This is a genomic window from Corynebacterium sp. A21 (assembly GCF_052266655.1).
Taxonomy (GTDB): domain Bacteria; phylum Actinomycetota; class Actinomycetes; order Mycobacteriales; family Mycobacteriaceae; genus Corynebacterium.
Genome location: NZ_JBQPQY010000001.1, coordinates 36,302 through 51,119 on the forward strand (window position 1 = coordinate 36,302; position 14,818 = coordinate 51,119).

The 14,818-nt window shown below is 62.5% G+C and carries 13 protein-coding genes; 9 read left to right on the forward strand and 4 right to left on the reverse strand.

Annotated features, from left to right (window positions below; translation table 11 throughout):
- Nucleotides 1-130: 130 nt before the first annotated feature.
- Entirely contained in the window at nucleotides 131-715 is a 585-nt protein-coding gene (locus ACTU46_RS00155) for a PadR family transcriptional regulator (protein WP_443377899.1), read from the forward strand.
- A gap of 291 nt (nucleotides 716-1,006) precedes the next feature.
- Complete coding sequence (gene clpX / locus ACTU46_RS00160) at nucleotides 1,007-2,281, forward strand: ATP-dependent Clp protease ATP-binding subunit ClpX (RefSeq protein WP_443377900.1); 1,275 nt, start codon at nucleotides 1,007-1,009, stop codon at nucleotides 2,279-2,281.
- Nucleotides 2,282-2,404: 123 nt separating this feature from the next.
- On the opposite strand, the gene ACTU46_RS00165 is transcribed toward clpX, so the two are convergent.
- Nucleotides 2,405-3,157 (reverse strand): TetR/AcrR family transcriptional regulator, encoded by a 753-nt coding sequence (locus ACTU46_RS00165; protein WP_443377901.1) that lies wholly within the window; start codon nucleotides 3,155-3,157, stop codon nucleotides 2,405-2,407.
- Nucleotides 3,158-3,586: 429 nt separating this feature from the next.
- Between ACTU46_RS00165 and ACTU46_RS00170 the strand changes: the two genes are divergently transcribed.
- From ACTU46_RS00170 to ACTU46_RS00195, 6 genes are all read left to right on the forward strand, one after another.
- Complete coding sequence (locus tag ACTU46_RS00170) at nucleotides 3,587-4,561, forward strand: malate dehydrogenase (RefSeq protein WP_443377902.1); 975 nt, start codon at nucleotides 3,587-3,589, stop codon at nucleotides 4,559-4,561.
- A gap of 118 nt (nucleotides 4,562-4,679) precedes the next feature.
- Nucleotides 4,680-6,209: an Hsp70 family protein gene (locus tag ACTU46_RS00175; protein ID WP_443377903.1), complete on the forward strand. Its 1,530-nt coding sequence runs from the start codon at nucleotides 4,680-4,682 to the stop codon at nucleotides 6,207-6,209.
- Nucleotides 6,210-6,274: 65 nt separating this feature from the next.
- Nucleotides 6,275-9,007 carry a valine--tRNA ligase gene (locus ACTU46_RS00180; RefSeq protein WP_443377904.1) on the forward strand — a complete coding sequence of 911 codons (2,733 nt, stop codon included), beginning with the start codon at nucleotides 6,275-6,277 and terminating at the stop codon, nucleotides 9,005-9,007.
- Nucleotides 9,007-10,578 carry a bifunctional tetrahydrofolate synthase/dihydrofolate synthase gene (folC, locus tag ACTU46_RS00185; RefSeq protein ID WP_443377905.1) on the forward strand — a complete coding sequence of 524 codons (1,572 nt, stop codon included), beginning with the start codon at nucleotides 9,007-9,009 and terminating at the stop codon, nucleotides 10,576-10,578. Before ACTU46_RS00180 ends, folC begins: the two co-directional genes overlap by 1 nt.
- Nucleotides 10,575-10,997 (forward strand): DUF4233 domain-containing protein, encoded by a 423-nt coding sequence (locus ACTU46_RS00190; protein WP_443377906.1) that lies wholly within the window; start codon nucleotides 10,575-10,577, stop codon nucleotides 10,995-10,997. The genes folC and ACTU46_RS00190 overlap by 4 nt, the downstream gene beginning before the upstream one ends.
- Before the next feature lie 113 nt (nucleotides 10,998-11,110).
- Nucleotides 11,111-11,698, forward strand: coding sequence for a hypothetical protein (locus tag ACTU46_RS00195; protein WP_443377907.1), 588 nt, complete (start codon nucleotides 11,111-11,113; stop codon nucleotides 11,696-11,698).
- A 737-nt stretch (nucleotides 11,699-12,435) separates the two neighbouring features.
- Here ACTU46_RS00195 and ACTU46_RS00200 read toward each other — a convergent pair.
- The 3 genes from ACTU46_RS00200 to ACTU46_RS00210 are packed head-to-tail and all read right to left on the reverse strand — an operon-like array spanning nucleotide 12,436 to nucleotide 14,300.
- Nucleotides 12,436-12,906 carry a carboxymuconolactone decarboxylase family protein gene (locus tag ACTU46_RS00200; protein ID WP_443377908.1) on the reverse strand — a complete coding sequence of 157 codons (471 nt, stop codon included), beginning with the start codon at nucleotides 12,904-12,906 and terminating at the stop codon, nucleotides 12,436-12,438.
- Nucleotides 12,907-13,263 (reverse strand): GNAT family N-acetyltransferase, encoded by a 357-nt coding sequence (locus ACTU46_RS00205; RefSeq protein ID WP_443377909.1) that lies wholly within the window; start codon nucleotides 13,261-13,263, stop codon nucleotides 12,907-12,909.
- A 2-nt stretch (nucleotides 13,264-13,265) separates the two neighbouring features.
- On the reverse strand, nucleotides 13,266-14,300 hold the full coding sequence (locus tag ACTU46_RS00210) for a pirin family protein (RefSeq protein WP_443377910.1): 1,035 nt from the start codon (nucleotides 14,298-14,300) through the stop codon (nucleotides 13,266-13,268).
- 120 nt (nucleotides 14,301-14,420) lie between these two features.
- Between ACTU46_RS00210 and ACTU46_RS00215 the strand changes: the two genes are divergently transcribed.
- The gene (locus ACTU46_RS00215; protein ID WP_443377911.1) at nucleotides 14,421-14,738 is read left to right on the forward strand and encodes a hypothetical protein; all 318 of its coding nucleotides are present in this window, start codon (nucleotides 14,421-14,423) and stop codon (nucleotides 14,736-14,738) included.
- Nucleotides 14,739-14,818: the final 80 nt, after the last annotated feature.

A 14,818-nucleotide genomic window follows, 5' to 3' on the forward strand; every position in this document is an offset into this window, starting at 1 on the left:
TAGTTAGATTGTGACTTGGGGCATAACTTAATGGCGTCAGTGGCGTGTGTCAATCCATGGCGGGCAGTGTGGTGGCGAAGGGGGAGAGGGTTCTCGCGAAAGCCGGGGCCCTCATGCCATGATCTGAACTGTGACCCTAAGAACTGCACTGCTCTCACTGCTGGCCTCCGGCCCGATGACCGGCTACGACCTTTCCCGAAGATTCGCCTCCTCCGTCGGATTTGTGTGGCAGGCATCGGACTCCCAGATCTATCCTGAGCTGCGGAAAATGGAGAGGGAAGGCCTGCTCGACACCGCCGAGGTGCCCTGGGGGTCCAAGGGGGCGACCAAAACGGAATACAGTCTCAACACCACCGGTCGGGCCTCACTGGCGGAGCGGCAGCAGGAGCCGGTCAGCTACCCTTCGGAGCGTGATCCCGCCCGCTTGAGGGCGGCATATCTGGAATGGGGCACCCCCGAATCGGCTCGTCGCTTCCTGAAGAATCACCAGGTCCACTTCGAACAACTCCGGACCCGGTCCGAGTTAATGATCGAGGAGTTGGAGTCTCGCACGCATCAGACACTCTCCCGCCGCCTGGAGAACTCCGAGCCCGCCGAACATGACCGGATCGTGGCCTTCAAGGTCTTCGCCTACCGGGGGCACATTGCGCGGGCAAACACCGAAATCGCCTGGGCCCAGGAGGGAATCAAGCTCCTGGAGAACCTCGACTGGTGAGCTACTGGTGAGCTGATGGCACTGAATACTCAGGCGCCCGGACAGTTCCCGGCCGCTTCTGCCGACCCCGAGGCCAACGCCCGGGCTCGGGAGGGAATGAAAATCTGCCCCGGCAGGTTTCCCCAGTGGAACTGAGATCCCCTCTCTGCTCCACCCTCGAAAAGTGAATTGCCAGCTCAGCCACGGCGGAGAAGTGTCATTCTCGCCCGAGCTCGGGGATTTGATTAGAGTGGGAGGACAGTCCCTGAACTGCCGCACGACCTCAACTTCGAAGCGAGAACGATTTCCTTTATGGCACGAATGCAAGAAAGCGCAGATCTGCTCAAGTGCTCCTTCTGCGGAAAGAGCCAGAAGCAGGTGAAAAAGCTGATCGCCGGTGGTGGTGTCTATATCTGCGATGAGTGCATTGAAATCTGCAATGAAATCATCGAAGAGGAGATCGGAGCCCAGGCCCAGGAGAATAAGGATGAGAACACCCTTCCGCGGCCTTCGGAGATCTCATCTTTCCTCGACAAGTACGTCATCGGCCAAGATGATGCCAAGCGCATCCTCTCTGTCGCGGTCTACAACCACTACAAGCGCATCCGCAGTGATGAGCAGAAATCGTTGAAGCACCGCGAGGAGGAGATTGAGCTCGCCAAGTCCAATATCCTCCTGCTGGGCCCCACGGGCTCCGGCAAGACCTATCTGGCACAAACTCTGGCTCGGTTGCTCGATGTCCCCTTCGCCATGGCTGACGCCACCTCGTTGACCGAGGCCGGCTACGTGGGTGAAGACGTGGAAAACATCCTGCTCAAGTTGCTGCAGGCAGCTGATTTCGATGTCGCCAAGGCGCAGCGCGGCATCATCTACATCGATGAGGTCGACAAGATCTCGCGCAAGTCTGAGAACCCGTCGATCACCCGCGATGTCTCCGGCGAGGGGGTCCAGCAGGCCCTGTTGAAAATTCTGGAGGGCACCACCGCCTCCATCCCCCCGCAGGGTGGACGCAAGCACCCCAATCAGGAGTTCATCCAGCTCGACACCACCAATGTTCTCTTCATTGTCGCCGGTGCCTTCGCCGGCCTGGAGAAGGTCATTCAGGATCGGGTGGGAAAGAAGGGCATCGGCTTCGGCTCAGAGATCGAGACGGCCGAAGAAAAGGCCCAGCAGGATATCTTCGCCCAGGTCCGCCCCGGCGATCTGGTGAAGTTCGGGTTGATCCCGGAATTCATCGGCCGCCTTCCCGTCGTAGCCACCGTGGAGAACCTGGACCGTGAATCCTTGGTCAAGGTTCTCACCGAGCCGCGTAATTCCCTGGTTCGGCAGTACCAGCGGCTCTTCGAGATGGATGAGGTGGAGCTGAACTTCACCCAGGATGCACTCGGGGAGATCGCTGAGCTGGCCCTGGAACGTGGCACCGGTGCCCGTGGTCTGCGTGCCATCATGGAGGAACTGCTCGTCCCGATCATGTACGACATCCCCGACCGTGCGGATGTCGCCCAGGTGAGCATCACCGCCGCTGTGGTGCGCGGGGAGCAGACCGCGGAACTGACCCTGGATCCGGCAGCGGAGAAGACGGCCTAGTTTTCCCTGGTACCTCAAAGGCCGCCCCGGTCGGAAATCCCATCCCTGACCGAGGCGGCCTTTGGCGTCACTTCCCGCCTGCTCATCGCCGGACCCCGGTGGCTTCACCAGGCCCGTGAGGTGTTATTCCTCGTCCGCGTAGATCCCCTGACTGGAAATGGGGGTGTCCTCCACGGTGGCCTGCACGGTGAGGTAGCTGTCCCGGCCATTGTGCGGGATATTCGAGGTGAGGAAGGCCAGCACGCTGTCGACCACCAGACGGTGGAGACCAGCCTGGTTCTCCTCGGTGTGTAGGTCCACCCCGAAGGACTGGTCAAAGCCCGGCCCATGGGTGACGGGGTAGCAGGAGAGCGCGGAGATCAGGGTGAAGACATCCTCGGCGGCGATGCCGGGGCGGAAGGCCCCGGCATCCTGGCCCAGCATGAGGAGCTTGTCCAGGTGCAGGGTGATGGAGGCATCGTCCTTCAGGGTCGGTACCTCGCTGTAGTCGGCCTGAGGATGCAGATTCTCCAGGACGAACATCCGCATTGCCTCGGGGTGGCGGCGGTACTGGCGGTGGAGGGCGTCGACCACCTTGCGCACCCCTTCCACCGGCACCGTGGAATCCAGCTCCATGTCCTCAGCCTCGGGGTGGAGGCGGTGGAGGGCCTCGGACAGTGCCCGGTGGTAGAGACCCTGTTTGTCACCGAAATGGTAGTGGATCATGCGTTTGGACATGCCCGAGATCTTGGCGATCTGTTCCAGCCGGGTGTCGGGGAAGCCCTTGTCCGCGAACATCTCCACAGCTACATCGATGACCTGCTCCGGAGAGACTGTTTCATCGGCGATTCCCTGGGCATCATCTGCCGAAGAGGTATCGGAATCGTCGAGATTCATGCGGAATCTTCCTTTTCACGTTGTGGTGTATTTCTGCTGCCAAGGTCTCCTGGTCAGGGCCGTGAGGGCTTTTTCACACCTTGGCTCTGCTTTCAAAGCCAGTGCAATCGTCTCCATCGTGCCCGAAAACTCGGGGTCCAGGTGTTCAAGATGTGTGAAATTCTACCCTCCGGCAGAAACTCCCAGCTAGATAGTAGTGCTGTGGGGGTAGTGGGGTGGAGATATCTCCGAAGTCATCAGGATCAAAAGGGGGTAGTGGTGCGCGCCCGCTGACAGATCTGGGCCAGCCGTGAAGCCGCTGCCGTGATCCCTGAAGCGAACTAGGCTCGGAAGGGAACAACCGGAGATCACGTGAGTCTCTTAAAGCTCGTTCCACCCCAAAGATCTCTCCTCATTCAAGACACTTGATCGGTGAAGGAAGGTATTCCCATGACAGTCACCAAGAAGGTTGCGGTGACCGGCGCCGCCGGACAGATCGCCTATTCCATGCTCTGGCGAATCGCTGACGGTGCGGTCTTCGGAGATGATGTCCCGGTGGAGCTTCAGCTCCTGGAGATCCCGGATGCCATGCGGGCGGTAGAGGGGGTGGCCATGGAACTGGCAGACTCGGCATTCCCACTGTTGAAGAAGATCACCATCAGCGATAAGCCGGAAGTGGCCTTTGAGGGGGCCAACTCAGCATTCCTGGTGGGTGCGAAGCCCCGCAGTAAGGGGGAGGAGCGCTCGGACCTGTTGGCCGCCAACGGTAGGATTTTCGGACCCCAGGGTCGTGCCCTTAACGATCATGCCGCAGATGATATCCGCATCCTGGTGGTGGGGAACCCTGCCAACACCAATGCCCTGATCGCGCAGTCGAATGCGCCGGACCTCCCCGCGAGCCGCTTCAACGCGATGATGCGTCTGGACCACAACCGTGCGCTGAGCCAGCTGGCCAGGAAGCTGGACATTGTCACCACCGACATCAAACAGATGGTGGTGTGGGGCAACCACTCGGCGACCCAGTTCCCGGACATCACCTACGCCACCGCGAATGGCACGCCCATCACCGCGCTGGTGGATGAGGACTGGTACACCCGGGAGTTCATCCCGAAGGTGGCCAAGCGTGGCTCGGAGATCATCGAGGTCCGCGGCAAGTCCTCAGCGGCCTCCGCCGCTTCGGCGGCGGTCGATCACATGCGGGACTGGATCTACGGTACGGCGGAATGGTCGACTGCTGCGGTGCCTTCGGATGGGTCCTATGGCATCGATGAGGGACTGATTGCGGGCTTCCCGACGATCGCGGTGGACGGGCAGTGGCAGATCATCCCGGATCTGCGCCTGCACCCGCATCAGCGTGAGCGCATCGAAGCCACTGCCGCCGAGCTTCGGGCGGAGCGCGAAGCGGTGAAAAACTTGCTCGGTTAAACCTGCGTGGGCTTGGTGCCACCGGCGCTGTCATTCCCGGGGGTGGCAGGGCCGCTGTGCTGCAGGAAACTGATTTTTCGCCCGGTTTCGGCCAGGGAACAGTGCTAGGGTCAACGGCATGCGTTTTGGGATTGATTTCGGCACCACCCGCACCATCGCAGCAGTGGTGGACCGCGGAAACTACCCGGTGATGGGGGTGGAGGATGTACTTGGTGATGCCCACGACTACATCCCCTCTGTCGTGGCCCTTGACGGGGACCGCCTGGTGGCAGGCTGGGAGGCAGTGGCGCTCGGGGAAGACCCCCCGACGCTCATACGCTCCTTCAAACGACTCTTGACGGCCGAGGAGGTCACCGCAGCCACGCCGGTCCGGCTCGGTGATACCCATCGCCCCCTGGGCGAAGTGCTCGAGGTCTTCGCCACCTACGTCATCGAGCGGATCCGCCATCACCAGCGGCAGATCGGGGATGATTCCCCGGTGGAAGCGGTGGTCGGTGTTCCCGCCAACTCCCACAGTGCCCAGCGCCTGCTCACCATCGATGCCTTCACCCGCGCCGGGGCCAGCGTGCTCGGCCTGGTCAATGAGCCCAGCGCCGCCGCTTTCGAATACACCCACCGCCACCCGAATACCCTGAACTCCCGGCGCAGCAGCGTCATCATCTACGACCTGGGCGGCGGCACCTTTGACGCCACCCTGGTGCGTATCGACGGCCACGAGCACGAGGTCCTGACCTCGCTCGGCGTCAGCCGGCTCGGCGGCGACGACTTCGATGAGGTGTTGGCTGATCTGGCGCTGAAAACCTCCGGCCACAGCCTCGATGCCTTCGGTGACCGGGCGCGTCGACGGCTGGTGGAGGAGGCCCGGTCCGCCAAGGAGAATCTGGTCCCGCAGTCTCGTCGACTCGTGCTCGAGCTGGGGGACAAGGACATCATCATCCCGGTCTCGGAGTTTTACGGGGCGGTCACCCCGCTGGTCGAGCGCACCTTGGCAGCCATGGAGCCGTTGATCGGCCATGATGCCGAGAACGGTCTCCGGGACACGGACATTGCCGGGGTCTACCTGGTCGGCGGGGCCTCCGGGCTGCCGTTGGTGCCCCGCCTGCTGCGGGAGCGTTTCGGGCGTCGGGTGCACCGTTCGCCTTTCCCCGGGGCGTCGACAAGCGTGGGTCTGGCCATCGCTGCCGATCCCGATTCTGATTTTCACCTGAGTGACCGGCTCGCGCGGGGTATCGGTGTCTTCCGCGAGATCGACGGCGGAAAGGCCGTCAGCTTCGACCCGGTGGTCGCCCCGGACACCGATCCCGGCGAGGACGGCTTCATCCGGGCGACCCGTACCTACCGGGCAGCGCACAACGTCGGCTGGTTTCGTTTCGTGGAGTACGCCGCCGATGACGCCGGTGGTTCCCACCCGGGAGATCTGAGTCTGATCGCCGAGATCATCATGCCCTTCGACCCGGAACTGCAAGCGAATAATCACCTCGCTCAGGTCCCGGTGGAGCGACGTGAGAACGGCCCGCTGGTCACCGAGACCATCACGGTCGATCCCGACGGCATCACCTCGATCCGGATCGAGTACCTGGATAACTCCGGTGTGCCGGTGGTGGTGGAGAGTTCCGTGGCACTACGCCAGGGCTCGGCGGAGGCCTAGAAAACCAGCCGCGACACCCTGCCGCCCAATCCCCGTGGCCGGGGAAGTACGGACGACTGGCTAAGATGGTCGACGTGACTGAGAAGAACGAGGCAAACACCGTAAACCGCGCCGATAAGCTGCCCAAGTCCTGGGATCCGCAGGCCGTAGAGGCCAAGCTCTACCAGGGTTGGGTGGATGCCGGCTACTTCACCGCTGATCCCGCCAGCGACAAGCCCGCCTTCTCCATCGTGCTGCCGCCGCCGAATGTCACGGGACAACTGCATATGGGCCACGCGCTCGACCACACCCTGATGGATGGTCTGGCGCGTCGGAAGCGCATGCAGGGCTTTGAGGTCCTGTGGCTGCCCGGCATGGACCACGCGGGCATCGCGACGCAGACCAAGGTCGAGGAAATGCTCAAGGAAACCGAGGGTAAGTCCCGCTGGGACTACTCCCGGGAGGATTTCATCGCCAAGGTCTGGGAGTGGAAGGAAGAGTACGGCGGCAAGATCGGCGAGCAGATGCGTGCCATCGGCGACTCCGTGGACTGGTCCCGCGAGCGCTTCACCCTGGATGAGGGACTGTCCCGTGCGGTCCAGACCATCTTCAAGGAACTCTTCGATCGGGGCATGATCTACCAGGCCAACCGCCTGGTCAACTGGTCCCCGGTCCTGGAGACCGCGGTCTCTGATATTGAGGTCATCCACAAGGACATTGAGGGCGAGCTGGTCTCCTTCCGTTATGGCTCCATGAAGGATGAGGAGCCGCACATCATCGTGGCCACCACGCGAGTGGAGACGATGCTCGGCGATGTCGCCATCGCCGTCCACCCCGAGGATGAGCGTTATAAGGATCTGGTGGGCACGACGCTGCCGCACCCCTTCCGGGAGGATCTCAATCTGCTGGTCATCGCCGATGACTATGTCGATCCGGAGTTCGGCTCCGGTGCCGTGAAGATCACCCCGGCGCATGACCCGAACGACTACGCCATGGGCCTGCGCCACAACCTCGAGATGCCCACCATCATGGACACCACCGGCGTCATCGTCGACACCGGCACGGAGTTCGATGGCCTGAGCCGCGAGGAGGCCCGTCTCAAGGTGCGCGAGGCGCTCGCCGCCCAAGGCCGGATCACCAAGGAAGTCCGCCCCTACCTCCACTCCGTCGGACACTCTGAGCGCTCCGGCGAGGCCATTGAGCCGCGGTTGTCCCTGCAGTGGTTTGTGAAGGTCGAGCACCTGGCGCAGCTGGCCGGTGACGCCATCCGTGAGGGCGACACCACCGTTCACCCGAAGTCGCTGGAACCGCGCTACTTCGACTGGGTCGATGACATGCACGACTGGACCATCTCCCGCCAGCTGTGGTGGGGCCACCGCATCCCGATCTGGTACGGCCCCGAGGGCGAGATCGTCTGCGTCGGCCCCGATGATGAGGCGCCGACCGGTGAGGGCTGGCACCAGGACCCCGACGTCCTGGACACCTGGTTCTCCTCCGCGCTCTGGCCATTTTCCACCATGGGCTGGCCGGACAAGACCCCGGACCTGGCGAAGTTCTATCCGACCTCTGTCCTGGTTACCGCCTATGACATCCTCTTCTTCTGGGTCGCCCGCATGATGATGTTCGGCACCTTCGCCGCCCAGATCACTCCGGAGCTGCTCGGCGAGGACACCGAGGGCCGTCCGCAGGTTCCCTTCAGTGATCTCTTCCTCCACGGTCTGGTCCGTGATGAGCACGGTCGTAAGATGTCGAAGTCCCTGGGCAACGGCATTGACCCGATGGACTGGGTGGAGCGTTTCGGGGCGGATGCCCTGCGCTTCACCCTGGCCCGTGGTGCCAACCCCGGTGTGGACCTGCCGGTCGGCGAGGACTCCGCACAGAGCTCCCGTAACTTCGCCACCAAACTCTTCAACGCCACCAAGTTCGCCCTGATGAACGGCGCCGAGGTCGGCCAGCTGCCGGCCCGTGAAGAGCTCAGCGATGCCGACCGCTGGATCCTGGACCGGCTGGAGCAGGTCCGCGGTGAGGTGGACGTGTACTTTGACGGCTACCAGTTCGCCAAGGCCAATGAGGCGCTGTACCACTTCACCTGGAATGAACTCTGCGACTGGTACCTGGAGATCGCCAAGACCCAGATCCCGCGTGATTTCGCCGAAGCCGATGAAGCCACCCAGATTCGTGGCCGGAACACCCAGCTGGTGCTGGGCCGCGTCCTCGACGCGGTGCTGCGCCTGCTCCACCCGGCGATGCCCTTTGTCACCGAGGTGCTGTGGCAGACCCTGACCGATGGCGAGTCCATCGTCATCTCCTCCTGGCCGACCAGCGCCGAGACCAATGACGGCGTCGCCACAGATGAGGTGGCTGCCCGTCGGATCGCCGATGCGGAGAAGCTGATCACCGAGGTCCGCCGCTTCCGCTCTGACCAGGGCGTCAAGCCCTCCCAGAAGGTGCCCGCCACCGTGGACTTCACCGCCGCCGATCTGGCAGGCCAGGAGGGGTTCATCCGTTCCCTGGCCAAGCTGGAAGTCCCGGCCGCAGACTTCACCGCCACCGCCGCCATTGAGGTCCGACTCTCCCAGACCACCGTCACGGTGGCCTTGGACGCCTCCGGCACCGTGGACATCGCCGCTGAACGCAAGCGTCTGGAGAAGGATCTGGCGGTGTCCCTCAAGGAGCTGGAGACCACCGCTAAGAAGCTGGGCAATGAGGCCTTCCTGGCCAAGGCCCCGGATGCGGTCGTGGAAAAGATCAAGTCCCGTCAACAGATCGCCCGCGAAGAAGTCGAACGTATCACCCAGCGACTGGAAGGTCTGAAATAATGAGCCGCAACGAAGAGGGCGACCCTCAGGAGCTCCACGAGGAAGACCTGCTCGCCGAGGCCCTGGCGGCAGCACGTGGGGCAGACACCGGAGACAAGGATGTCTCGATGGGCGATGTCACCCTGAACAAGGCGGGACTTTCCCTGCCTATCGATGTCGACGCCGGCGTGGAGAAGCCCGCCTCCGTGGAGATCACCCCGGCGGATCTCGCCGAGCTGGCCGCCGTGGAGGCGGAGCTGGACACCCGCTGGGGCGAGACCCAGATTGATCCCTCCTTGGAGCGGATCGAATTGCTCATGGATCTGCTAGGCAACCCGGAGCGTTCCTTCCCGGTGATTCACGTCGCCGGCACCAACGGTAAGACCTCGACGGTCCGGATAATTGAGTCCCTGCTTCGTGCCTTCCACCGTCGTACCGGTCGCACCACCAGTCCGCACCTGCAGCTGGTCACCGAGCGCATCGGCATCGACGGGGTACCTATTCATCCCCGCGAGTACGTCCGTATCTGGCGGGAGATCCAGCCCTTCGTGGAGATGGTGGATGCCCGCGACGGCATCCGGATGAGCAAATTCGAGGTGCTGGTGGGCATCGCCTACGCCGCCTTCGCCGATGCCCCGGTCGACATCGCGGTTGTCGAGGTCGGCATGGGTGGGCGTTGGGATGCCACCAACGTGGTGGACTCCGAGGTCGCTGTGGTCATGCCGGTCGGAATGGACCACACCAATTACCTGGGCGAGACGATCGAGGAGATCGCCGCAGAGAAGGCTGGCATCATCAAGGCCCGGCCGGACTCCGATGATCCTCTCAAGCCGACCGAAAATATCGCCATCATCGCGGAGCAGGATCCGAAGGCGATGGAGGTGCTGTTGCACCAGGCCGTCGAGGTTGATGCCGCCGTCGCTCGCGCCGGAGTTGAATTCGGCGTAGTTTCTTCCACCATCGCGGTAGGCGGTCAGCAGCTGCACCTGCGTGGCCTCGGCGGCGAATACGAGGACATCTTCCTCCCGCTCTCCGGGGAGCACCAGGCACATAATGCCGCGGTAGCCCTGGCTGCGGTGGAGGCCTTCTTCGGGGCCGGATCCGGGCGCACCCTGGACCTGAACACCGTGAAGGAGGGCTTCGCCACGGTGGAGTCCCCGGGTCGTCTAGAGCGGGTCCGTTCCGCCCCGACGGTCTTCATCGATGCCGCCCATAATCCTGATGGTGCCCGATCGCTGGGCGCCGCCCTCGAGAGAGACTTCGAGTTCAACCGGCTGATCGGTGTGATCGGGGTACTCGATGACAAGGATGCCCTGGGCATCCTGCGGGAGTTGGAATCCCACTTCTCTGAAGTGGTGATCACCCAGAATTCTTCGCCGCGTGCCCTGGACGCCTATGAATTGGCGGAATCCGCCCGCGATATCTTCGGTGAGGAGCGCGTGCATGTCTCGGCGACACTGCCGGGAGCGGTGGAGCTGGCGGTGGAGCTGGCGGAAGACGCTGAAGTTCAGTCAGGTTCAGGGGTGGTGATCACCGGTTCGGTGGTTACTGCAGGTGAGGCGCGCACACTGTTCGGAAAGGAACCGGCATGAGCAAGGAAGAGAACCTCGAATACGGACCGCTCGGCCCCGGGCATGCCCCCACGAAGGACCCGCTGAAGGGGCTGCGTGGTGTGATGGCCGGGACCCTGATTATGGAGGCGATCACTCTTTATCTCGTGCTCACCGTGATCCTCCAGGTCAGCGATGGCGTCTATTGGACCACCTTCAACTGGGTCTATGTCACTGCGGTGGCCACTGCACACCTGGTGATGGCCTTTCTACAGAAGCTGCCCTTCGCTCTGCCGGTCAACCTGATCCTGCAGGTGTTCGCCTTGGGCGGATTCTTCGTGCATCCCTCGATGGGGATCATCGCGATCATGTTCATTGCGGTGTGGTGGTTCATTCTCCACCTGCGCAGCACCCTGATCGAACGCATGAAACGCGGCTTGCTGACCACTCAGCACACCTAAAAGTGCATGGTCTAGACACCTCCTCGCATGGCTTTGGCCGGCGGGGAGGTGTCGTGCTTGGGGGCGTCGAAAAAGTGCTGTCTGCCGCGGTCTCTGCGGGCTAAGCTGGACTTATGAACTGGCGGGACTTCGGGATCATCGGTGTGGTGCTGCTATCAACCGGGCTAATTGTGGCGCAGCTGGTGCGCCCGGTTGAGCCGGAGTACCCCTATGCCCACCAGGGGCCACGGAGTCCTAACACGGCGGAATATGTCACGGACGGGCCCAGCTTCGCAGCGGTCCGGGCGCTGGTGGAACAGAAGGTGTCCCACTACCGGGGAAAGTATCAGGATGGCACTCTCCAGAGTTTCGCGCCGGATGGGGAGACCGTGGATCTGCACTATAACCAGGCTTTCCTGGCGCTGCTGATCGATATCAAGAGCAGCATGGGGATCCGGAGCTATTGGCCGCGGCCGGAAGGATCCGTCTGGCTGATCGAGACCGAGCAGAAGGTGCTGGAATTGGAGCGACGTTTCCTTGCGGGGGAGGAATTGGGTGCCATCGTCTATTTCGAGACGATGGATGGCTCGGTTCTGGTTCTCGATGGAATATATGCCGGGGAGGCACCGACATTCTCGCCCGAGCGGCGGGAGATCAGGCTCTGGGATAGTGGCACCAATGAACGGGACCTGCAGCGTGGCGCGCCCACCGTCGCATCATAGAACCAGGAATCCAGGGCCGCGCTGACCCTGCCCCGCAGAGCGCTTCTCGACGGCGCGCCCGGGGCGGGCAGGGCGTCGAGAAGCGGCCCGGGGCAGGAAATACAGGATCTGGCCCCTGCGAGGAGAGAGAACCGAGGTCCTGCCTAGCAATCAGGCCTTTAACGTTCTGTTGACTGATTAAAGAAAAGAGGACCTTCTATTGAAGAGGAGTTCTGGCAAAACAAACTGCGAGTTTCCTAGACCTAGAACGTGAAGTGGGGGACTGCCCCATTTTCAAGAAAGAGCTCTCCGGAGTGGGAAGTTGAAGATTGTCTCTTCACTGTTGCTTGCGGTTTGTCTCTTAGTCGCAGGGATGGCTAGTTACTCGGCTTTTCCGGAGCGCAATCAGTTGGATCAATATTCCTGAGCATAGTTCTGACAGTATTTTTGGTATCAACTCTTCTGGCCTGGAAGGTTCTCTCAAATAGAATTTAAATAAACTTAAAGATTCTATTATAGAGATTTTGTCAGTGGAGAAAATGTTATGTGATGGTACTAAGCATCGACGCGCCCCTAATCCCAGTCTGCTGAATCTGGGTATCGGGTCGCTCTGTGCTTCATGGACGATGATGGTTCCTCGGAGTCTCGGGCGCAGCTGGAGCGGATAGGGGCCGCGGGGCGGAGGTGACGCGCTACTTCCTCGCCAGGGAGGATCCAGACAGCACCGTCACCACCACCGCAGGAACCATCACAGCAGATTAGCCCTTTCGCTTGGCGATCAGCGGATGCCCGCTGGCAATGGAGATGCGGTTGAAGGCGTTGATGGTGATGATCGCCCATTCCAGGGCGGCGACCTGTTCCTCGGCGAAGACTTCGCAGGCGGTCAAGGCGGCCAGGTGGCCCTTGCCCTCCTGCAGCAGGGTGAGGGATTCGGCCAGCTCCAGCGCGGCGCGCTCCTTTTCGCTGAAGTCGTTGACCATCCGCCAGGAGGCCAGGACATCGAGTTGCCACTGGGGCACGCCGGCCTTGAGCGCCTGGGGCACATGGATGCTCAGGCAGGTGCCACAGCCGTTGATCTGCGAGACCCTGACATTGAGCAACTCGATGAGGCTGTCCGGAAGGTCCACCTCAGGGTAGATCTGCCGCAGGGTCTTGGTGACGTTGAGCATGGCCTTGTAGGGCTCGGGGAAGAATTTGTCGATATAGGGCGGGTGGGGACTCTTGCTCATTTAGTTGCCGGCCCCCAACTCGCGACGGATCCAGCTGATATCAGCCGGGGTGGGGTTACGGTAGGCACCTTCGTGTCCCTTGCGCTCCAGGTGGGACTTGACGAAGGGGCAGACCGCGACAATCTCGAGTCCGGCCGCCGTGGTGGCGATGAGGGCTTCGGTGACCAGAGTGCCGGCCAGTCCGCGGCCGCCGAAAGCCTCATCGATCTCGGTGTGGAAGAAGACCCGCTCATCGCCGTGGTCGCGGTATTCGGTGAATCCCGCCAGCTCGCCGGTGCCGGGATAACTGAGAGTGAAACGACGACCCTCAGTGTCCTGGGCGACCGTTACCTCGGTACCTTGTTTATCCTGTGTCATGACTAGTTCCTTTCCTTGGGGCGAGCCTTGGGCTCGGGGTTTTTGCGCGGTTTGATGGCGGCGTTGGGAAGCTTGGGGGCGGGGAGGCGGTCCGGTCCCGCGGGGTCGAGGCCCACATAGCCTTGAGTCTCGCCGAAACGATCACCGTGCTCCTCCCACTCCTGGCGGTAGCGGCTGATCTCCTCGTGGTTACGGCCGATGAAGTTCCACCACATCACCACCTCCTCTGTGAAGGGGGTGCCGCCGATCAGCATGAGCAGGGCCGGGGTCTGGCCGTTGTTGCGGATGCGCAGGCGGGTCTCCCCGATGCCGGTGTAGGCCAGCTCGGTGGGGGCGACCTTGACTCCTTCGAGGTCGATGTCACCGGAGTCGACGAGCAGCCCGTGCTCATGTTCGGGGTTGACCTCGAGCTCGAGGGAGCCACCGGCATCGAGCCGGATCTCGGCGCCGACCAGTGGGGTGAAGGTCTTGACCGGGGACTCATATCCCAGGAGCGATCCCAGGAACACCAGGGCCTGGCCGCCGGGGAAGTGCACGGGTTTGGGGGCATGGTGGTCGAAGCGGCGCGGCCCCTGGCGGTCAGCATCGGGGAGGACGGTCCACAGCTGCACACCATGCAGGGTCGTGGTTTCCGGGGTGGAGACCTCCGAGTGGCAGATGCCGGCTCCGGCAGTCATCAGGTTGACCTCACCAGGTTGGACCCGGGCATGGACATCGCCGGAGTCGTGGTGTTCGACATCGCCCTCGAAGAGCCAGGTCACGGTCTGTAGACCGGTGTGCGGATGCGGGGCCACATCCATGCCATCGGTGAGCGAGACATCGTCGGGACCGTAGTGGTCGACGAAGCACCAGGCGCCGATCAGTGAGCGTTGGCGCTGGGGGAGAGTGCGGCGGACCAGCATCGCCCGGGGCCCGCCGAGGGGAACTTCACGGGACGTGATGATCTCCACATCAGCACCACCCTCACAGTGAATGGTGCCACTGCTCGGCTCTGGGCTGAGCGCAAACTCAGCCGGTTGAAGCTCAGTGTTGGACATGATTCTGCCTTCCTCTATGCGTGATGTCTTCGATCCTAGAGTGATACCCCTCAGGACATGTTGGTGATACGTCACCAATATAGCGTGCGGGTGGATCAGGGCGCGGGTAGGCTCAGCCCCATGCGTGCTCTCTATCTAGGTCTGGCAGCGGTGTTCTGCGTCGCGGCCCTGGCAATCAACTTCCTCGACGTGCCCCGAGGTTTCGCCATCCTGGCCCTCGTTGTCGCCGGAATCTTCCTGGTCCTGGGGCTGCGGGTGACCGCGGAGAACCAGCCGCCCGCGGTCATCAGATTGGATGAAGAGCAGTCGGGGCAGGTGCGCAGCATGCTGGCTGAGGGACGGGATGGCGCCGCAATCAGTCAGGTTCAGCTGTGGTTCCGCAACACCACCCCGGAGCAGGCCCGGGCAGCTGTGGAGAAACTCCGCAGCCGCCACTGATACCGGCTCACTGCCTCGGGGTGGGTAGTCGGGTGGGTCCCAGCGCGACGGGTGAGCACCTGTTCGGTAGGGTGTTCCAC

Coding starts and splice junctions, on each gene's coding strand:
- clpX (WP_443377900.1), top strand. CDS start 1,007: ATGGCACGAATGCAAGAAAGCGCAGATCTGCTCAAGTGCTCCTTCTGC.
- ACTU46_RS00165 (WP_443377901.1), bottom strand. CDS start 3,157: ATGAATCTCGACGATTCCGATACCTCTTCGGCAGATGATGCCCAGGGA.
- ACTU46_RS00200 (WP_443377908.1), bottom strand. CDS start 12,906: ATGAGCAAGAGTCCCCACCCGCCCTATATCGACAAATTCTTCCCCGAG.
- ACTU46_RS00190 (WP_443377906.1), top strand. CDS start 10,575: ATGAGCAAGGAAGAGAACCTCGAATACGGACCGCTCGGCCCCGGGCAT.
- ACTU46_RS00215 (WP_443377911.1), top strand. CDS start 14,421: ATGCGTGCTCTCTATCTAGGTCTGGCAGCGGTGTTCTGCGTCGCGGCC.
- ACTU46_RS00170 (WP_443377902.1), top strand. CDS start 3,587: ATGACAGTCACCAAGAAGGTTGCGGTGACCGGCGCCGCCGGACAGATC.
- ACTU46_RS00195 (WP_443377907.1), top strand. CDS start 11,111: ATGAACTGGCGGGACTTCGGGATCATCGGTGTGGTGCTGCTATCAACC.
- ACTU46_RS00175 (WP_443377903.1), top strand. CDS start 4,680: ATGCGTTTTGGGATTGATTTCGGCACCACCCGCACCATCGCAGCAGTG.
- ACTU46_RS00210 (WP_443377910.1), bottom strand. CDS start 14,300: ATGTCCAACACTGAGCTTCAACCGGCTGAGTTTGCGCTCAGCCCAGAG.
- ACTU46_RS00205 (WP_443377909.1), bottom strand. CDS start 13,263: ATGACACAGGATAAACAAGGTACCGAGGTAACGGTCGCCCAGGACACT.
- ACTU46_RS00180 (WP_443377904.1), top strand. CDS start 6,275: ATGGTCGACGTGACTGAGAAGAACGAGGCAAACACCGTAAACCGCGCC.
- folC (WP_443377905.1), top strand. CDS start 9,007: ATGAGCCGCAACGAAGAGGGCGACCCTCAGGAGCTCCACGAGGAAGAC.